We start from the raw sequence: 16,370 nt of genomic DNA, 5'->3' as shown, positions 1-16,370 counted from the left end.
TAGCACCAAAGCAAAGAAGTCTGTCATAGTTTGACTGCAAAAACCATCTAGTTTTGGGAAAAAGGCGATAAAAATGTTGAAGGGTTTAATTATGCTGGATCGAGTGGGGATTTCATGTGGGGAGATCCCAAGGTGAATATAATAGTGAATTTTATAAAACGGAGGATCTTTCATACTTCAAGCGCTCTTTTTCAAATTAGCTGAAGCGGGATAAGTGTTCTTTGCTAATATGACTCACGAGTATAAGCGAAAAGCCTGCTTACAAACATTCTTTCAAAATATATAGTTTATTGCCTGACACAAGAAAATACGGACATCCCATCCCTGCTCTTATCACAACCAGATACTAACTGCCGATAAGACGGATTATGTAAAGTAGACCACTTTTGCTGGCAGTTGACTTTGCCCGTTTTTTGTGCTGGGCAAATCGCTACGGGAATATGCTGCGCTTTTACCCACAGGGCATAAGTCAACAAGCGACTCGAGTAAAGAACACTCTCGCCGTGTTTCCTATACCGTGGGACCGGCTTCAGCTAACTAAAAAGAAGAGCACTTTTTAGTGGATCTTCAGATCGTCCTGCGATGCACAGGACGTGCAAGTGCAGGCGTTGCAACAAATGGGCTTCGGTGGGGCGAGTAATCGCAGTCCCAGGACGTTGCGATTTTAGCCTGTAAACCATTTTCAAGTCTCCGTATATTCCCTCCGCTAGAAAGCGATTCAACAATGATTATCACTGCAAGGATAAAGCGCACTAAGTACCTAGATAGTATGGCAACAAAAAGAAACAAACCCTCCATTGATTTTCGGTATCATGATGAATTCATGCTACAAAATAGTTCCGTCGTCCAATCGTTTCTCCAAAAGAGGATGTGGCTTACTTATGGACAGGATGATAGTGCTTGAGCTCTTCATACTAGCAGTTTATTCGATTGTAGTGCTACTACCCAGCGGAGGAAATAGGTGGAGACTCCTGCGGGAAAGCGCAACCTATTTCCGCAGCGCTTCCTAGCACTGACAAATGATCAACTTTACTATATGGAATAGACCCCTGAACACTTAACATAATCCGTCTTATCGGTACTCTGGTTCATTCAAGGTCAACTCGTCCCAAATCCTATTATATCAATGATTTTATACTTTCTTTAAATAAAAACTGCACACACCTTCATGGTGTATGCAGTCTATCGCATGATTATCTTCTTCTATTTCGATTTCTTAAGAAGGTTGGAATATCTAATGTATCCTCTTCTTGTTTTCCTCTTGAACTGGCAGAAGGCTGTGGTGTTTCCTGTCTTTGCTCTTGCTGCGGCTGTGCTTGTGTCGGTTCTGCCTCTCTCTTAGGACTCTTATGCTGAAAGGAAGGTTGTTGATTTCTTTGGGTATTGCTCGCTTGTGATTCATCAAAACCAGTCGCAATAACCGTCACGACAATTTCATCCTTCAATTCTTCATTAATGACCGAGCCAAAAATCACGTTCACTTCTTGATCCGCTGCAGACGTTACAATATCTGCCGCTTCTTGTACTTCATAAAGGCTTAGATTAGAACCACCAGTGATGTTCATTAGGACACCATGTGCTCCATCAATCGCTGTTTCAAGTAATGGAGAAGAAACCGCCTTTTTCGCCGCTTCTGTCGCTCTATTTTCACCAGTTGCCACACCAATTCCCATTAAGGCAGAACCTTTATCCTGCATAATGGTTTTGACGTCAGCGAAGTCAACATTGATCAAACCAGGTGTTGCGATAAGATCTGAAATCCCTTGGACACCTTGACGTAATACATTATCTGCTTCTCTAAATGCTTCAAGCATTGGCGTATTTTTGTCTATAATTTCTAATAGACGATCGTTTGGAATGACGATGAGGGTATCTACCGCACCTTTCAGTCCATCGATTCCTGAAACTGCTTGTGTAGCTCGTTTTCTTCCCTCGAAGGTGAACGGGCGTGTAACAACTCCGACGGTTAGGGCACCTACGTCTTTAGCTACCTGTGCAATAACAGGTGCGGCACCAGTCCCTGTACCACCGCCCATGCCAGCAGTAACGAAAACCATGTCTGCACCTTTAAGGATTTCTTCAATCTGTTCTTTGCTCTCTTCTGCGGCCTTTTTTCCTACCTCTGGGTTTGCACCGGCTCCTAATCCTCGTGTTAATTTGGTCCCTATTTGAAGTTTCACTTCGGCCTTTGATAGATTTAAAGCTTGAGCGTCTGTGTTAACCGCAATAAATTCGACGCCTTGAACACCATGTTCAATCATTCGATTCACTGCATTGTTACCACCACCACCGACACCAATAACCTTTATTGTGGCCAGCTGGTCCATATTTGTATCAAAGTCTAACATGCAATTTCCTCCTATTTTACTAGAATTGTATAGTCTATCTATTTATCAATCTATTTTGTCACTTTAATCAAAGAAATACTTGAAAAAATTAGCTATTTTTGGTTCTTTCTTTTCCTTTGATGGATTTTTTGATACAGACCTCTTGGATTGCTTTATCTTCTCTTTTTCTCTTTCGGAATGTGAGGTCTCATCTTCTATTGTTACCGCATGTACAAAATCTTTCCCTTGTATTTTCGCATTCTTATACGCAAATTTCAAGATGCCAATTCCTGCTGTATACAAGGGCTCTCTCACCCCGATATAATCAGGAATCGCAATACGTACATTGCTTTGGAAAATATCCTGCGCTAACTCAGCGGCGCCAGGCATACTCATAGTACCACCTGTTAAAACAAGGCCGCCAGGTATTTCATTATAACCCATTTTTTGAATCTCTTGTGCACTATAGATCAATATTTCTTCTAATCTTGCCTCAATGATTTCTGCTAATTCTGGCTGACTAAATGTTTGCTTCTGGTTACTGCCGATAATATTGACCTCAAACACATCATTTGGATCAGCATCTGGGAAAAAGGCATGTCCATGATTTAATTTAATGTCTTCCGCCTCTTCTGAGGAGGTGCGGAGACCAATAGACAAGTCTTTTGCAATGTTATCGCCTCCAAGCGGTACTACGTTTGTTGCTACCAAACTATCATCTTCAAATACAGACACCGTAGTACTGCCTCCGCCAATATCTAACAAAGCAACACCTAGACTCTTTTCATCTGGAGATAATGCTACTTCTCCAGTAGCCAGTGGCTGCAGACAGATATCCATAATTTCTAAACCTGCTTTTTCTACACATTTCAAAATGTTATGCAACATCGTTTTCGCACAAGTAATAATCGTTCCTTGCATTTCCAATCGAACACCAATCATTCCTCTTGGATCACGAATTTCATCCAATCCATCGACAATAAACTGTTTAGGTATCACATCGACTACCTCTCGCTCTGGTGGAATGGACATTACTTGTGCTGCGTCTAGTACCCGATGGATATCTTCTTCTTCAATTTCTTTGTCATCACTTGAAACAGCCACAACGCCATGACAAGGCTGTAATTGAACGTGACTTCCATTAATACCAACAATGACACGATCAATATGTATATCAACCATTCTCTCCGCTTGCTCCACTGCCGTACGAATGGAATGCACGGTCTCATCAATATCGACGATAGCCCCTTTTTTCATTCCCATAGATTTCGCCGTACCAACACCTATTACATTAAGGGATTCCCCTAACACTTCCCCAATAATCACTTTGATTTTTGATGTACCTATATCTAAGCTGACTAGAATCTCTCCATTATCCATAAGGCACCTCCTATTTCTATGTATATTATTGCGCTTCTTCACATAATAGTAAACTATATAAGTGTTATTATAATAAAAAAAACGGTAATTTTACATGAATAACTGTCATTTCTTTAAAAAAACATAAAATTTATTCAGTTTCTGTGCCTTTTCATATAATTTTTTAGGCGAAAAGACTCATTTTTTGTTGTTTGTACTCTTGTTTTCTTTGCGTTGCTGATAGTTATCGAGTAACACTTTTCGAATACGAGCTGCATTATGAAATAATCGCACACCGAAGGCAGCAATAGCGGCTAAATATAAATCCATTCCCCATTGTGTACCTAAGAAGACCAATAATGCAGCAATACTGACATTAAGAAAGAAACCAAAAACAAAATTACGTTGATCAAATTTAGCTTCCAGTTGTGCCCTCACTCCACCAAACAGTGTATCTAATGCTGCTAAAACGGCAATAGATAAATAATCGGCATACTGTGCGGGAATAGGTATGTTAGCCAAAAAGCCTAAGCTTAATCCTATAATCAAAAATAGTAGCGGCAGCCACATCATTCTTCCTCCGCTTCTTCCTGATCCATTGTATGAATACCTGTTAAATCAATGGGATCATCATATGATGGCAAAGTAACACGTTGAGGCTCTGTGATATGAATAGCTACATTCTCTAAAGCAAAATAATTATTCACTTCATCTGATACAATCTGTCTAATTAGTTGTTCACTATCTTCTGCTAAAACCCGCAATGTGTAGGGTAGATCACCGATTGAGCCATTATTAATATAGATACTCCCGTTCACATCTCTGACAGGGCTAAGATTAATAATGCGTTGATCTTGTACTGCCATGTCTGTTGCCCCCGCTGCATTTAACTGATTAATAAGATGTTGTAGCAATTCAGCAGTTAGTTTTGGATAGGATTGCTCATCTTCATCTAAGAACATTGGTTCTAACGTGATCTCCACGCCCAATCCAGTCTGCTCTGTTAAACCTGCCTCTTCCTGTAATTGGGCAATGGTTTCTTTAAGCAGTACGACTTGTTGGTGCTCGGATTGACTTTGATATTCGTTCAATACTTGCTCTTCTTCCGCTATTTCTTTATATAATTTCTGCTGGATTTCCTGTTCTTCTAGTAAGGCGGTTCTAACCTCCCAAGTGTCTCTCGTGTCACGGCTGCTTTCTGGATCTTGATGGGTATGAAACAACGTAGACACCAGGAAACCAATTAATAAACATACAAAACTAAACAAGATGGTTTGACGAGATAATCTACTTTTCATTATGGTCACATATCCTTTACTTCCATTTCAATTCTCGATTGCTTCTCAACCGTTACTTCAATATTATCTTGAACCAACCTATCTATAACACCATCTTGAATCTCCAAACTTGTATTCAGTATGCGTTGATCACCAATAGCAGTAATCTCAAATGGTGCTGGGTAAGGATTGCCATCTACCGATATAACCGGGCCAACACAAGAAATATAACTATTTCGGTAAATGCGTTGACCATTAATAGCTAATGCCTTGGCACCAGCACTAAATAGTTCGTTTATGACTTGATGAATGTGCCGGTCATGAACAATATATTGGTTAGCATGATGTTCAGCTGGGATATACGCTGCATCGCGAAGGGTGATAGTTAATCCTTCGCCATAGATGGGGAAATCTCCTGTTAATTTTTGCAGCTTATTTTTGGTATTCGCTAAATCTTTGATAAGATCCGCTTCTGTTCCAAGTTCTTCCTCCATGGATCGTACATCATGACGTAACTCATTAAGTTCTGTCCGTAGCTGTTTGTTCGTTTCTTCCATTTCTATTAATTCTTGCTTGTATTGAAATTCCTCCTCCCAATTGGAGGGATTCTCTTGGCTGCTGTCCCTACTTGTAGCATTGGTGAATGTGTAGTTTGAAGCGAGCAAAAAGCCTAATATGAGTAACATACAAGCATATAAAAATTGATTACGTTTCATTTTCTTCTGCTTCCTCTTCTTCTCCTGTATCATATGGTGTAAATACGGCTCCACCCTCGTCCATTTTGATAACCCCCTCATTATCTGGATCTAATTGCCCTGCAATAGATGGATAGGTATCGAAGATTTCAGCAAAATTTCGCAGCGTCGATTCCACTACATTTCCATCTGTCATATACAGCTTGATTGTGTATGGGTTGGATTCTGTAGGTGTCCACTGCACTTCGGAAATCAATGCCGTTACATAACCGGATAGTTGTGCTAACTCTTCCGATAACTCTTTCAAGTAGGCATCATTATCGAAATCTGTAATAATTGGCACCTCGCCATTTATATCACTCCAATCCACTTCCTGCAGCATATCGCCATTTTCCAATAAGGGATGTAATACTCCTTCCACACTAATATAAGCAACATGACTTAGTTCACTCACATCAATATGAATGGTACTTGGAAAAGATTTGCTTACATTTACTTCCTTCACCTGTGGATTATTCCTAATATTTTCTTCTATTCGTGACGATTTCACACTCCAAAAATTAGCATCTGTTTCTATTTCGCTTTGCTCGATAATATCTTCTTCTGCTAACCATTGCAAGCCTGTCACATCAATATGGCGCACATAACTTAAAGGTGACTGCAAATAGATCACGATAAAGATTAATAGAAAGAATAGAAGCAGGTACATCACAAGTTTACGATTGGCTTTTTTTCTTCGTTCATGCTTCAATTTTGGAATACGATCTTCAATGGAAACTACTCTTTTTTGTGCCATTACACTAACTTCCTTCTCTAAATATGGTTGCATACTCATTGGATAAAGAACTAGTCTTTTTCATGGGGCAAGCGCCTGTATAGAGCCTTGCTAAGAATGGCTCTCCCGGACTTCATTACCTGGTCAAAACAGATTTTCTTTGAGGCTAAATCTAGTAACAACATTATATCACAGACGCAAGCGGATAGATATCATTCCTCTAATAAAATGCGTTATATCGTTTAGGTTGGAAATTTTTAAAAATACTTCCGGAACGAAATACGCCATTAGAATTAAAAAATTCAAAACGTGCACGGTTCTTCGTAACTATGCAAAGAGTAGGTAGAAACGAATTGATCCCTAACAATCAAACGCAAAAAGCGTCAAATGTACTCTGGAAGGAAATAGATTATGGACGATTGCTCCGGTGTATAGAATTCGTATGTAAGTTTATATTTCTCACCGTTTATGAGAACAAGCTTCTTTATTGGCGATATTTACTAATATTGATCAGGATTCCGACAGAGCATAGGATAAGGGTAAGCGAAGAACCACCATAGCTTAAGAACGGTAAAGTAATACCTGTTACCGGGATCAGGCCGATTACCACGCTAATATTAATCATCACCTGGATCATAATCATACCTACGATACCAACCGCTAACAATTTGGCATATAAATCAGGGGCGTGGATCGCAGTTAAAATACCGCGCCAAGCAAACAGGAAAAATAACAGTAAGACAAAACCTCCTCCAATAAAACCAAGCTCTTCGGCAATAATGGCAAAAATAAAATCATTATGCGGCTCCGGTAAGTAGAAATATTTTTGTAGGCTGTTGCCCCAGCCAACACCTAATAACCCGCCAGGACCAATCGCATACAAGGATTGGATAATTTGAAATCCAGTTCCGAGTGGGTCCTGCCACGGATCTAAAAAGGCCAAAATCCGATTGACACGATAAGGAGCAGAAATAATCAATAATAAAAAGCCAATCACCCCAAAGCCAACCAGAAAAAGAAAATGACTCCATCTGCCTCCTGCCACAAATATCAGCAAAAAACAGGTTAATAAGAAAACCATTCCTGTGCCTAAATCTGGTTGGAGCATAATGATCAAAAAGACACCTAATGACAACAATAAGGGAGGGAGAAAACCTTTTTTGAATGCTGTAATTTTGTCCTGATGGTGTACTAAATAACCACTTAAGAACAAGATCATCCCTAATTTAATAAATTCAGCTGGCTGAATGCTAAAAGCACCAACCCCAATCCAACTTCGCGCTCCACCTCTCACCATACCAATACCAGGAATCAAAACGGCAACCAATAGAACGAGACACAACACTAGCAGCCACTTCCGTTGTCTAATCCATTGGTAATAAGGAATATTCGAAACGATCAACATTGCTGCTACACCAACACCAGCAAATAATAACTGCCGCTTTAAAAAATAAAACGAATCATCAAATTTATATTCCGCCCAAATTGAAGAAGCACTATATACCATGATCGTCCCGAATAATAAAATCGCAAGGACAATGGTGATCAACCAATAATCTGGTTTATGCTGCTTTTGATTTTGAAACATTCAAAAACCCCCATCTTTTTTCAACTAAGATTAGGGGCCTTTGGATGACCTATATTTTCTCCATGCACATTATAATAGACAAGCCCCTATTATAACTTATGCACAGCATCTACAAACATGTTACCTCTTTCTTCAAAGGTCTTATATTGATCCCAACTTGCACAGGCAGGTGATAATAGAATAACGTCTCCTGCTTCTGATAACTGATAAGATTTCTGTACGGCTGAGGGCATGTCATCTACCATGATAATATCAGGAACCCCCATTTCCTCACCTAATCGTTGTAGCTTTTCACCGGTTTCCCCAAACAAAACAAGCCCTTTCACCTGTGTCATAAAGGGGATTAATTCATCAAATGCATTGCCACGGTCAAGCCCTCCTGCTAGTAAGATAACCGGCTGTTGAAAGGCAGATAAGGCCTTGCTGGTTGCCAGGATATTGGTGGCCTTTGAATCGTTGTAAAACCTTCTTCCAGCTAGTTCTTTGACAAATTGCAATCGGTGCGCTACCCCGGTAAAACTAGTCAACACTTCTTGAATGGCATGATTCGATATGCCATCAATTTTTGCCACACAAACAGCGGCAAGTACATTCTCCAGATTATGCTCTCCTACTAGAACGAGATCGCGCAAATCCATCACCTGTGTCTCCTGAAAACAAATAACTCCTCCCTCCACGTAGGCGCCATTTTTCACTACTTTATGGCTGCTAAAAGGAATTAACTGGGCCTGGGATGTTTTAATCATACTGGATACGGTCGCATCATCCGCATTATAGACAAGGTAATCCGTTGGCAACTGGTTTTTAGTGATATTTGCCTTTGCCTGCTGGTAATTTTCCAATGTATGATGATAATCCAAATGTGCAGCGAAAATATTTAATAACACTGCCACTTTCGGTTTGAATACTTCAATTCCTAACAATTGAAAAGAGGACAATTCCACAATCATGGTCTGCTGATCCGTCATTTGTTCCGCTACTTCTGAAGCAACGTGACCAATATTACCTGCCAAGGCCGTCTCACGCTGGGCAGCTTGATATATTTGATAGATAAGCGTCGTTGTCGTTGTTTTTCCATTCGAACCAGTAATAGCGACAATCTCTTCTACACCAAAATAAGGAATAAGCTCCATTTCGGTAATGACAGGAATCTCTCGCGCCACTGCCTCTTCTACAATGGGGTTTTCATAAGGAATACCTGGATTTTTGATGACAACATCCACTTGCTCTAACAACGATAAGGGATGCCTCCCTAGTTCAACCTGTATACCTTGCTCTCGTAATAAACGGACATTATCGTCGTCCTCAGGTGTTTTTAAGTCATTGACCTTCACCTCTATTTGGTTACGGACAAGCAGCTGTGTTACCGCTGTACCACTTTTTGCAAGACCTAATACTAATACGCGCTGATATGGAAAGTTCGTAAGTTCTCTCATGTTGTTAACACCTCAATATAGATTCCTAATAAAGCAAATAAAACCGCTACCGCCCAAAACGTGGTAACGACCCGCCATTCTGACCAGCCCTTCAATTCATAATGGTGATGCAAGGGGCTCATCAAAAAGACCCGTTTCCCTCTGGTTTTGAACGAAATGACTTGAATAATCACGGATAAGGTTTCAATGACAAATACACCGCCGATAATTACTAAAATAATTTCTAATTTGAGCAAAATGGCAATGGCAGCTATCGCACCGCCAAGGGCCAATGACCCTGTATCCCCCATAAACACCTTAGCAGGATGGGCATTAAACACGAGAAAACCTAAGAGCGCTCCAACAACCGCCAGGCTAAACAAGGTGATTGTCGTATTTGGTGTATCATACCAAGCCAAAATCGCAAAAGCCCCAAAGGCAACGGCTGCCGTACCCGCTAATAATCCATCCAAGCCATCGGTCAAGTTCACTGCATTAGAGGCACCTACCAACATGACAATCAAGAAGATGGGGTAAAACCACCCTAAATCAATAGAAAACGACGTTGCAGGGATAACAATCGTACTTGGGAAATCTTGCTGCAATAACACGATATAAAAGATGACCGCAATCACGATTTGCCCTAGCAGTTTTTGTTTGGAGGTCAACCCTAAATTTCTTTTTAAGACAACTTTGATAAAATCGTCTAAGAAGCCCAACAGGCCAAAGCCTATTAAAACTAATAATAGTAAAATGATCTCATAGTCCAATGAGCCACCGTTTGCTCGTAATACCACAATCAGACTGGTAATGGTAATACTTAAAATAATCAGAACACCGCCCATTGTAGGTGTTCCTGTCTTCTTTTGATGTGATTTTGGTCCTTCTTCTCGAATACTTTGTCCGAATTTCAACCTTCTTAGAAAGGGAATAATAATTGGAGAAAGAAGCACGGTAATTAAAAAGGCAATAGCTATCGTTATGAAAAAGGTTAGTTGGTTCATTTCTATATTCTCTCCTATCTTGATTAACAAAAATGGCGCTGTTCATTCATGGATTCATATGTGCAGTGAGGCTTATCGTTGCGGTAGATACTTCTTCGCTATCGCCTCATCGTCAAAGTGACGCACTTCCTCTCCGACAATCTGATAGGTTTCATGTCCTTTGCCAGCAATGAGCACCACATCGTGTTCCTCCGCTTGTTCTATTGCTTGTTTAATCGCTTGTTCACGATCCACTACTATCTGATAATTGACAAAAGGAAGATCATCCACCATATCATCGATAATCGCTTCTGGTGCTTCAGATCGCGGATTATCAGACGTGAAGATTGCTTGGTCTGCATATCGACATGCTACTTGCGCCATTAAAGGGCGTTTGGCTCGGTCACGATCACCACCACAACCTACTATGACATAGATATTTCCTTCACAGAATCGTTTAATCGTGGTTAATACATTCTCTAATGAATCAGACGTATGTGCATAATCCACGATTACACCAAAGCGGCCAGCATGTTCTACTGGTTGAAAACGCCCCTTCACTCCAGATGTTTGATTCAAAACGGTCTGTATCGATTCCAAATCAATCCCAGATGCATAGGCCGCGGCCGCTGCAGCAAGCAGGTTATAGACGCTAAACATTCCCATTAAGGGACTGTCAATCAGTAGATCTCCTTTCGGTGTCTTCATGATAAATGACACGCCACTTGCCTTTAATTCAACGTTGCAGGCACAAAAGGTCGCTTCTTTTTTGACGCCATAGGTGATAAGCGGTTGAGCGGTTGCCCTTTTTAAGAAATCGGCATGACCGTCATCGTTATTGATAATGGCATACTTGCGCCGGTCGTCTGCGAGAGAATTGCCCAGCTGCGCAAATAATAGGCTTTTTGCAAATAAATACTTCTCCATTGTTTCGTGATAATCGAGGTGATCCTGACTTAGATTAGTAAATACAGCAATATCCACATCTAGCCCGTGCACTCTGCCTAAATCTAAGGCATGCGAGGAAATTTCCATCGTCGCCGTTTCAATATCCTTATCTACCATTGCCGCAAGATTCTTTTGCAAAAACAAGGCATCAGGCGTTGTATTCTTGACTGGAAACACTTCCTCATCAATGACCATTTCAATCGTGCCAATCATTGCTGTTCGTTTTTGAACGTGTCGATGGATCTCATTAATGATATGGGTGACAGATGTCTTGCCGTTGGTGCCTGTCACACCAATCACCTGTAATTGACGGGAAGGATGCCGATAAAACACATTAGCCAACAGCGCCAAAGCACGTTTGCTGTCAGGAACCATTACTACTGGCACATCTACTGCCACAGGTTTCTCAGCTATGATAATTCGAGCACCGTTTTCTACCGCTGCTGCTGCAAATTGATGCCCATCCACCGTGTAACCAGCAATACAAACAAACATAGAATCTTCTTCTAACAATCGATGATCCATCTCCATTTGTTTTATTTCAATATTAGCTATTTCTGCTTCACACGTATAATCGGGTAATTGTTTTATCAAGTCAGTTGCATACATCATTATTCACCTTCCCATTTTAAGGATGAGCTATTTTTGACGAAGCTAATCACGTCATCTGTTTTTTACGTCTCTCATCTTAAACATTATCTCTATTTTATCGATTTATCTATCGATAGACAACCAGAACATTATAACAAAAGCATTTATATTTTGCTATTGATCTCCTAATACTAACCGAACTTTGCTTCCTTCTGCTACTCTTGTTCCTGCTTTAGGTGATTGATCCAAGATATAATCACCTTCTCCCACAATCTCCACTTGCAGCGATAGTAAATATTCTTGTAATTTCGTTTTCTGCAAGCCAATTAAATCGGGAACCTCAACAGGAGGAGATTCCGGCCATTCATAATCTTTCTCTAAACCTTCCTCCTGTTTCGGTACTCCTAACGCACGCAAACTATCTTCTATAATCGTTCCTACAATCGGTGCCGCAACAACCCCACCAAACTGTACAACATCTTTAGGGTTATCCACTGCTACATATACGACAATCTCCGGGTCGTTTGCGGGGGCAAACCCGATAAAAGATACAATATGATTGTTTTCCATATATCGTCCCCCTTCTCCGACCTTTTGGGCAGTTCCAGTTTTTCCGCCGATTCGATAACCGTCTACGTAAGCACTCCGTCCCGTCCCTAAAGCAACAACCGATTCCAGCGCTTCACGCACTTTTTTGGACGTTTCTTGTCCAATTACACGACGCTGCAATTCGGGCTCGGTCTCTGAAACGACCTCTCCAGTAACAGGATCAAGGAACGATTTCGCTACGTAAGGTTTATATAGATATCCACCATTAACAGCTGCGGATACGGCCATCACTTGTTGAATAGGAGTGACCGATACACCTTGACCAAAGGCAGTCGTTGCCAGCTCGATTGGACCAACATTATCTAAGTCAAAGAGAATGCCTTTTGCCTCTCCTTGTAAATCGACACCTGTCTTTTTACCAAAACCAAATTGATCAATATAAGAGAAAAGACGCTCCTTTCCTAGCTTCTGCCCTAAGACAACAAAGCCTGGGTTAGAGGAATTTTGGACGACCTCCAAAAAGGTCTGCTTACCGTGTCCGCCGCGTTTCCAACTATGTAACTTTACTCCTTCTACTTCAATGTCCCCGTCATCATAATAAGTATCATTCTCTAAGTCAACAAGGTTTTCTTCTAAGGCAGCCGCCAGCGTAATAATCTTAAACGTAGATCCTGGTTCATAAGTACTCCAAATTGGCAAATTTCTGTTATATACTTCTGCACCAATATCCTGATAGTTTGCTGGATCAAAATTAGGTCTCGAGGTCATACCTAAGATACTACCGTCTTTAGGGTTTACCGCTATTGCTATGGCACCATCCGGATGATATGTTTCTTCTGCAATATCTAATTCACGCTCCATAATTGTTTGGACGCGATCATCAATGGTTAATTGCAAATCTAAACCATCAACTGGTGCTGTATATTTATCTGCTTTTTGCTCTAGTCGTTTTCCCTTTGCGTCACTATAAAAAGATAAACTCCCCTTCTTACCACTTAACAATTCATCATATCTCAATTCAAGACCCGTCAAGCCTTGATTATCAATGCCACTGAACCCTAATACGTGAGATAAATAAGCACCATTAGGATAATGTCTGATCGAATCCTCTGCAATATAGACACCGTCTAAATGTAAGGCTTGTACCGCCTGTGCTTTTTCTTCTGAAATCTTTCGACCCTCTGGCTTTAAAATAACAATGCGTTCATTTTGTTGCAGGTATTCCATTACTTTTTCCTTGCTCATTGACAATGCCTTTGCTAATAGCTCGGCTGTTTGTTCTGGATTGTTAATTTGTCTAGGTACGACCATTACCGTTGGAGCGGAGACATTTTCAGCCAATACCTCTTCATTACTATCAACAATTTTACCACGTTCCGGTTCAAACACAATATCACGGCTCCAAAGTTCTTCTGCTTGCGCACCTAAAAAATCAGACAAGGCAAATTGTACATATCCTAATCGAATAAAAATCACTAACATCACACAAAATGCAAAAAGAAACACAGTCACTATTCTGCGCTGCACCTGAATATTGGTCATTCGTTTCATAGCAAATCTCCTTTTTACTCTTAGAAACTATTTGTCCCAATATATGATGACTTAAGCAGGAATAGAACACTGTGTCTTATCACCTACTATCCTTCCTCTTCTGCATCCTCTGTCTCTTCCGTTTCCTCTGTTTCTTCTTCCTCTTCTGGATCAGACGGTTCTCCGCTTGGCTCTTCTAATTCGAGCATGACATAACCTTGTTCATTTAATGGTGTCCCAGGCTCAATACTTTGCTTCACCACATAACCGCTGCCGATCCATTCCACATCCAAGTCCAAAAAGTCTCTAAGCATAAGAACATCTCTAAATGACCATCCCTGCATATCTGGCATCTGTGGCTGATCAGTCACAATGAACACAGTCTGTCTAGAAGAAATTTTGTCGCCTTCTGCAATATTTACTTTATCTACTTGCTCGCCATCACCAATCACAACAGGTGCTACACCTGCTTGCTCTAACTCTTCCACTACCGCATTTGTTTGCTTACCTTCCCAGGCAGGCATATCAATGGCCTCTATTGGTTGATCTGACTCTTTATCAGGTCGAATGTTTAAATAACGCAAGCCATTCTCCATTACGTTTTTGAAAATAAAAGATACCGGTGCAGAACCTGTCTCCGTATCTTCTAATTCTGGCTCTTTTACAGAGACATAAATCATCAATTCAGGATCCTCAGCAGGGGCCATACCAATAAAAGAAAACACGTGGTTCTCCTTTCCTGTTTTATAGCCTCCCGACTCTGAATCGGGTATTTGCGCTGTTCCCGTTTTACCCGCAACGGTATAACCATCTAGGTTATAAATATTGTGTCCTGTGCCGTTTTCAGAAGAAATAACCGTTTCTAATATACTTAACGTCTCACTTGCTGCTTCTGCCGATATCGGTTCTTTTACCACTTCTGGCTGTTGCTCGGCCAGTACTTCACTTGTATCACCATCCACTACCTTACTAATTACATACGGCTTCATCATCTGTCCGCCATTAGCTATCGCGGTGGCTGCTTTCATTATTTGTATCGGGGTTGCCGTGCTTCCTTGACCAAATGAGGTGGTGACCTGTTCGATTGGCCCACCTTCCACGAGACTACCTGCTACTTCACTGGGTAGATCGATTTCAGTTTCTTTATCCAAATCAAATGATTGGAAATAATCATAGAATCGTTCCTTGCCCAGCTTTTCATAACTTAACTTGGCCGCTGCCACGTTGGAAGATCGTTGAATCCCTTCTAAGAAAGAAATCGTTCCCCAACCACGCCCACCATTGTGATCGCCAATAGAGTCCGTATTATCGGTTGCCTTATAAGTTCCAGACTTATATTCCTCGTCAGGGTTCCACACCCCAGCATCTATAGCTGCTGCCAAGGTGAAAATCTTCATCGTCGAACCTGGTTCAAATGGTGTGGAGATTACATCGTTGTACCAATTAGATACTTCATTCATATCATTCGGATTATAGCTTGGGCGGTTACCTAAGCCTAATACCTCTCCTGTTTTAGGATTCATAACCACAGCCGACACATTGGCTGGGTTGTATTGTTCGGTAACTTCTGACAAAGCATCCTCAAGTAATGTTTGTATTTTTTGATCCAGCGTCAACACGACACTGTCTCCGTTATCTGGTTCATTAATTACTTCTTTAGGGTTAAGCAGCTTCATATTGAACTGGTCTCGCTGGTAAGAAAGACTTCCATCCACACCAGTTAAATCATCATTCATCAGCCCTTCAATGCCATTAATTCCAACAATATTGGATTCTTGTTTATCCGTTAAACCAATTGTGCGAGAAGCAAACATGCCGTTAGGATAAAAACGAATCGGTTCTTCAAGAAAATGAATCCCTGGCAGTTCTAGTTCTTCTACGGCCTCTTTCTGTTCTTGATTTAATTCCCTAGCTTGAGCACCGAATTCCACTTGGAACTGACCATTTTCAATACCTGCATTCAAACTCTCTGCTATTTCAGCTTCTTCCATTCCCAGAATAGGAGCTAATCCTGCTGCCGTCTTGTCCACATCTGTTACATGCAATGGCGATTCTGGATTACTTGTTTGACCTTCGTCTAACACAGCATATAAACGATACACCGTATGTTCTTGCGCCAACGGCATACCGGTACGATCATATATCGTGCCTCTTTCTGCTGGAATCGTATAATGATTGGTTCGTTTTTCATCAGCCAGTTGTTGTATATCGACACCAGACGCTTCCCCTGATACTTGGATATAGAGAAATCGCCCCAAAATAATGGTGAAGAGTAAAGCAAAAAGGATAATCCAGATCGTTGGCATGATTTGTGTCACCTTATTTTTCATCAT

The 16,370-nt window shown here is 40.9% G+C and carries 12 protein-coding genes; all 12 read right to left on the bottom strand.

Features of this window, described 5'->3' with window-relative positions:
* Positions 1-1,193: 1,193 nt before the first annotated feature.
* On the bottom strand, positions 1,194-2,348 hold the full coding sequence (gene ftsZ / locus E0E32_RS11495) for a cell division protein FtsZ (protein ID WP_066192882.1): 1,155 nt from the start codon (positions 2,346-2,348) through the stop codon (positions 1,194-1,196).
* A gap of 63 nt (positions 2,349-2,411) precedes the next feature.
* Positions 2,412-3,707, bottom strand: a complete 1,296-nt coding sequence (gene ftsA, locus E0E32_RS11490) for a cell division protein FtsA (RefSeq protein ID WP_130859812.1) — start codon at positions 3,705-3,707, stop codon at positions 2,412-2,414.
* 177 nt (positions 3,708-3,884) lie between these two features.
* Positions 3,885-4,256: a small basic family protein gene (locus E0E32_RS11485; protein WP_066192876.1), complete on the bottom strand. Its 372-nt coding sequence runs from the start codon at positions 4,254-4,256 to the stop codon at positions 3,885-3,887.
* Positions 4,256-4,984 (bottom strand): DUF881 domain-containing protein, encoded by a 729-nt coding sequence (locus E0E32_RS11480; RefSeq protein WP_130859811.1) that lies wholly within the window; start codon positions 4,982-4,984, stop codon positions 4,256-4,258. Before E0E32_RS11480 ends, E0E32_RS11485 begins: the two co-directional genes overlap by 1 nt.
* 5 nt (positions 4,985-4,989) lie before the next feature.
* On the bottom strand, positions 4,990-5,679 hold the full coding sequence (locus E0E32_RS11475; RefSeq protein WP_130859810.1) for a DUF881 domain-containing protein: 690 nt from the start codon (positions 5,677-5,679) through the stop codon (positions 4,990-4,992).
* Positions 5,669-6,454 (bottom strand): cell division protein FtsQ/DivIB, encoded by a 786-nt coding sequence (locus tag E0E32_RS11470; protein ID WP_130859809.1) that lies wholly within the window; start codon positions 6,452-6,454, stop codon positions 5,669-5,671. Before E0E32_RS11470 ends, E0E32_RS11475 begins: the two co-directional genes overlap by 11 nt.
* A 463-nt stretch (positions 6,455-6,917) precedes the next feature.
* Entirely contained in the window at positions 6,918-8,021 is a 1,104-nt protein-coding gene (gene spoVE / locus E0E32_RS11465; protein WP_066192869.1) for a stage V sporulation protein E, read from the bottom strand.
* Between the two features lie 89 nt (positions 8,022-8,110).
* The gene (gene murD / locus E0E32_RS11460; RefSeq protein WP_066192866.1) at positions 8,111-9,457 is read right to left on the bottom strand and encodes a UDP-N-acetylmuramoyl-L-alanine--D-glutamate ligase; all 1,347 of its coding nucleotides are present in this window, start codon (positions 9,455-9,457) and stop codon (positions 8,111-8,113) included.
* On the bottom strand, positions 9,454-10,440 hold the full coding sequence (gene mraY, locus E0E32_RS11455) for a phospho-N-acetylmuramoyl-pentapeptide-transferase (protein WP_066192865.1): 987 nt from the start codon (positions 10,438-10,440) through the stop codon (positions 9,454-9,456). Before mraY ends, murD begins: the two co-directional genes overlap by 4 nt.
* A 72-nt stretch (positions 10,441-10,512) precedes the next feature.
* On the bottom strand, positions 10,513-11,976 hold the full coding sequence (locus E0E32_RS11450) for a UDP-N-acetylmuramoyl-L-alanyl-D-glutamate--2,6-diaminopimelate ligase (RefSeq protein ID WP_066192863.1): 1,464 nt from the start codon (positions 11,974-11,976) through the stop codon (positions 10,513-10,515).
* Between the two features lie 156 nt (positions 11,977-12,132).
* Positions 12,133-14,058 carry a stage V sporulation protein D gene (locus E0E32_RS11445; RefSeq protein ID WP_130859808.1) on the bottom strand — a complete coding sequence of 642 codons (1,926 nt, stop codon included), beginning with the start codon at positions 14,056-14,058 and terminating at the stop codon, positions 12,133-12,135.
* An 86-nt stretch (positions 14,059-14,144) separates the two neighbouring features.
* The gene (locus E0E32_RS11440; protein ID WP_286171888.1) at positions 14,145-16,343 is read right to left on the bottom strand and encodes a penicillin-binding protein; all 2,199 of its coding nucleotides are present in this window, start codon (positions 16,341-16,343) and stop codon (positions 14,145-14,147) included.
* Positions 16,344-16,370: the final 27 nt, after the last annotated feature.

This window comes from Gracilibacillus phocaeensis, assembly GCF_900626275.1.
In the GTDB taxonomy this organism is placed as follows: domain Bacteria; phylum Bacillota; class Bacilli; order Bacillales; family Amphibacillaceae; genus Gracilibacillus; species Gracilibacillus timonensis.
The sequence above is the reverse complement of the archived record's forward strand: the minus strand, read 5'-3'. Positions and strand labels throughout refer to the sequence as shown.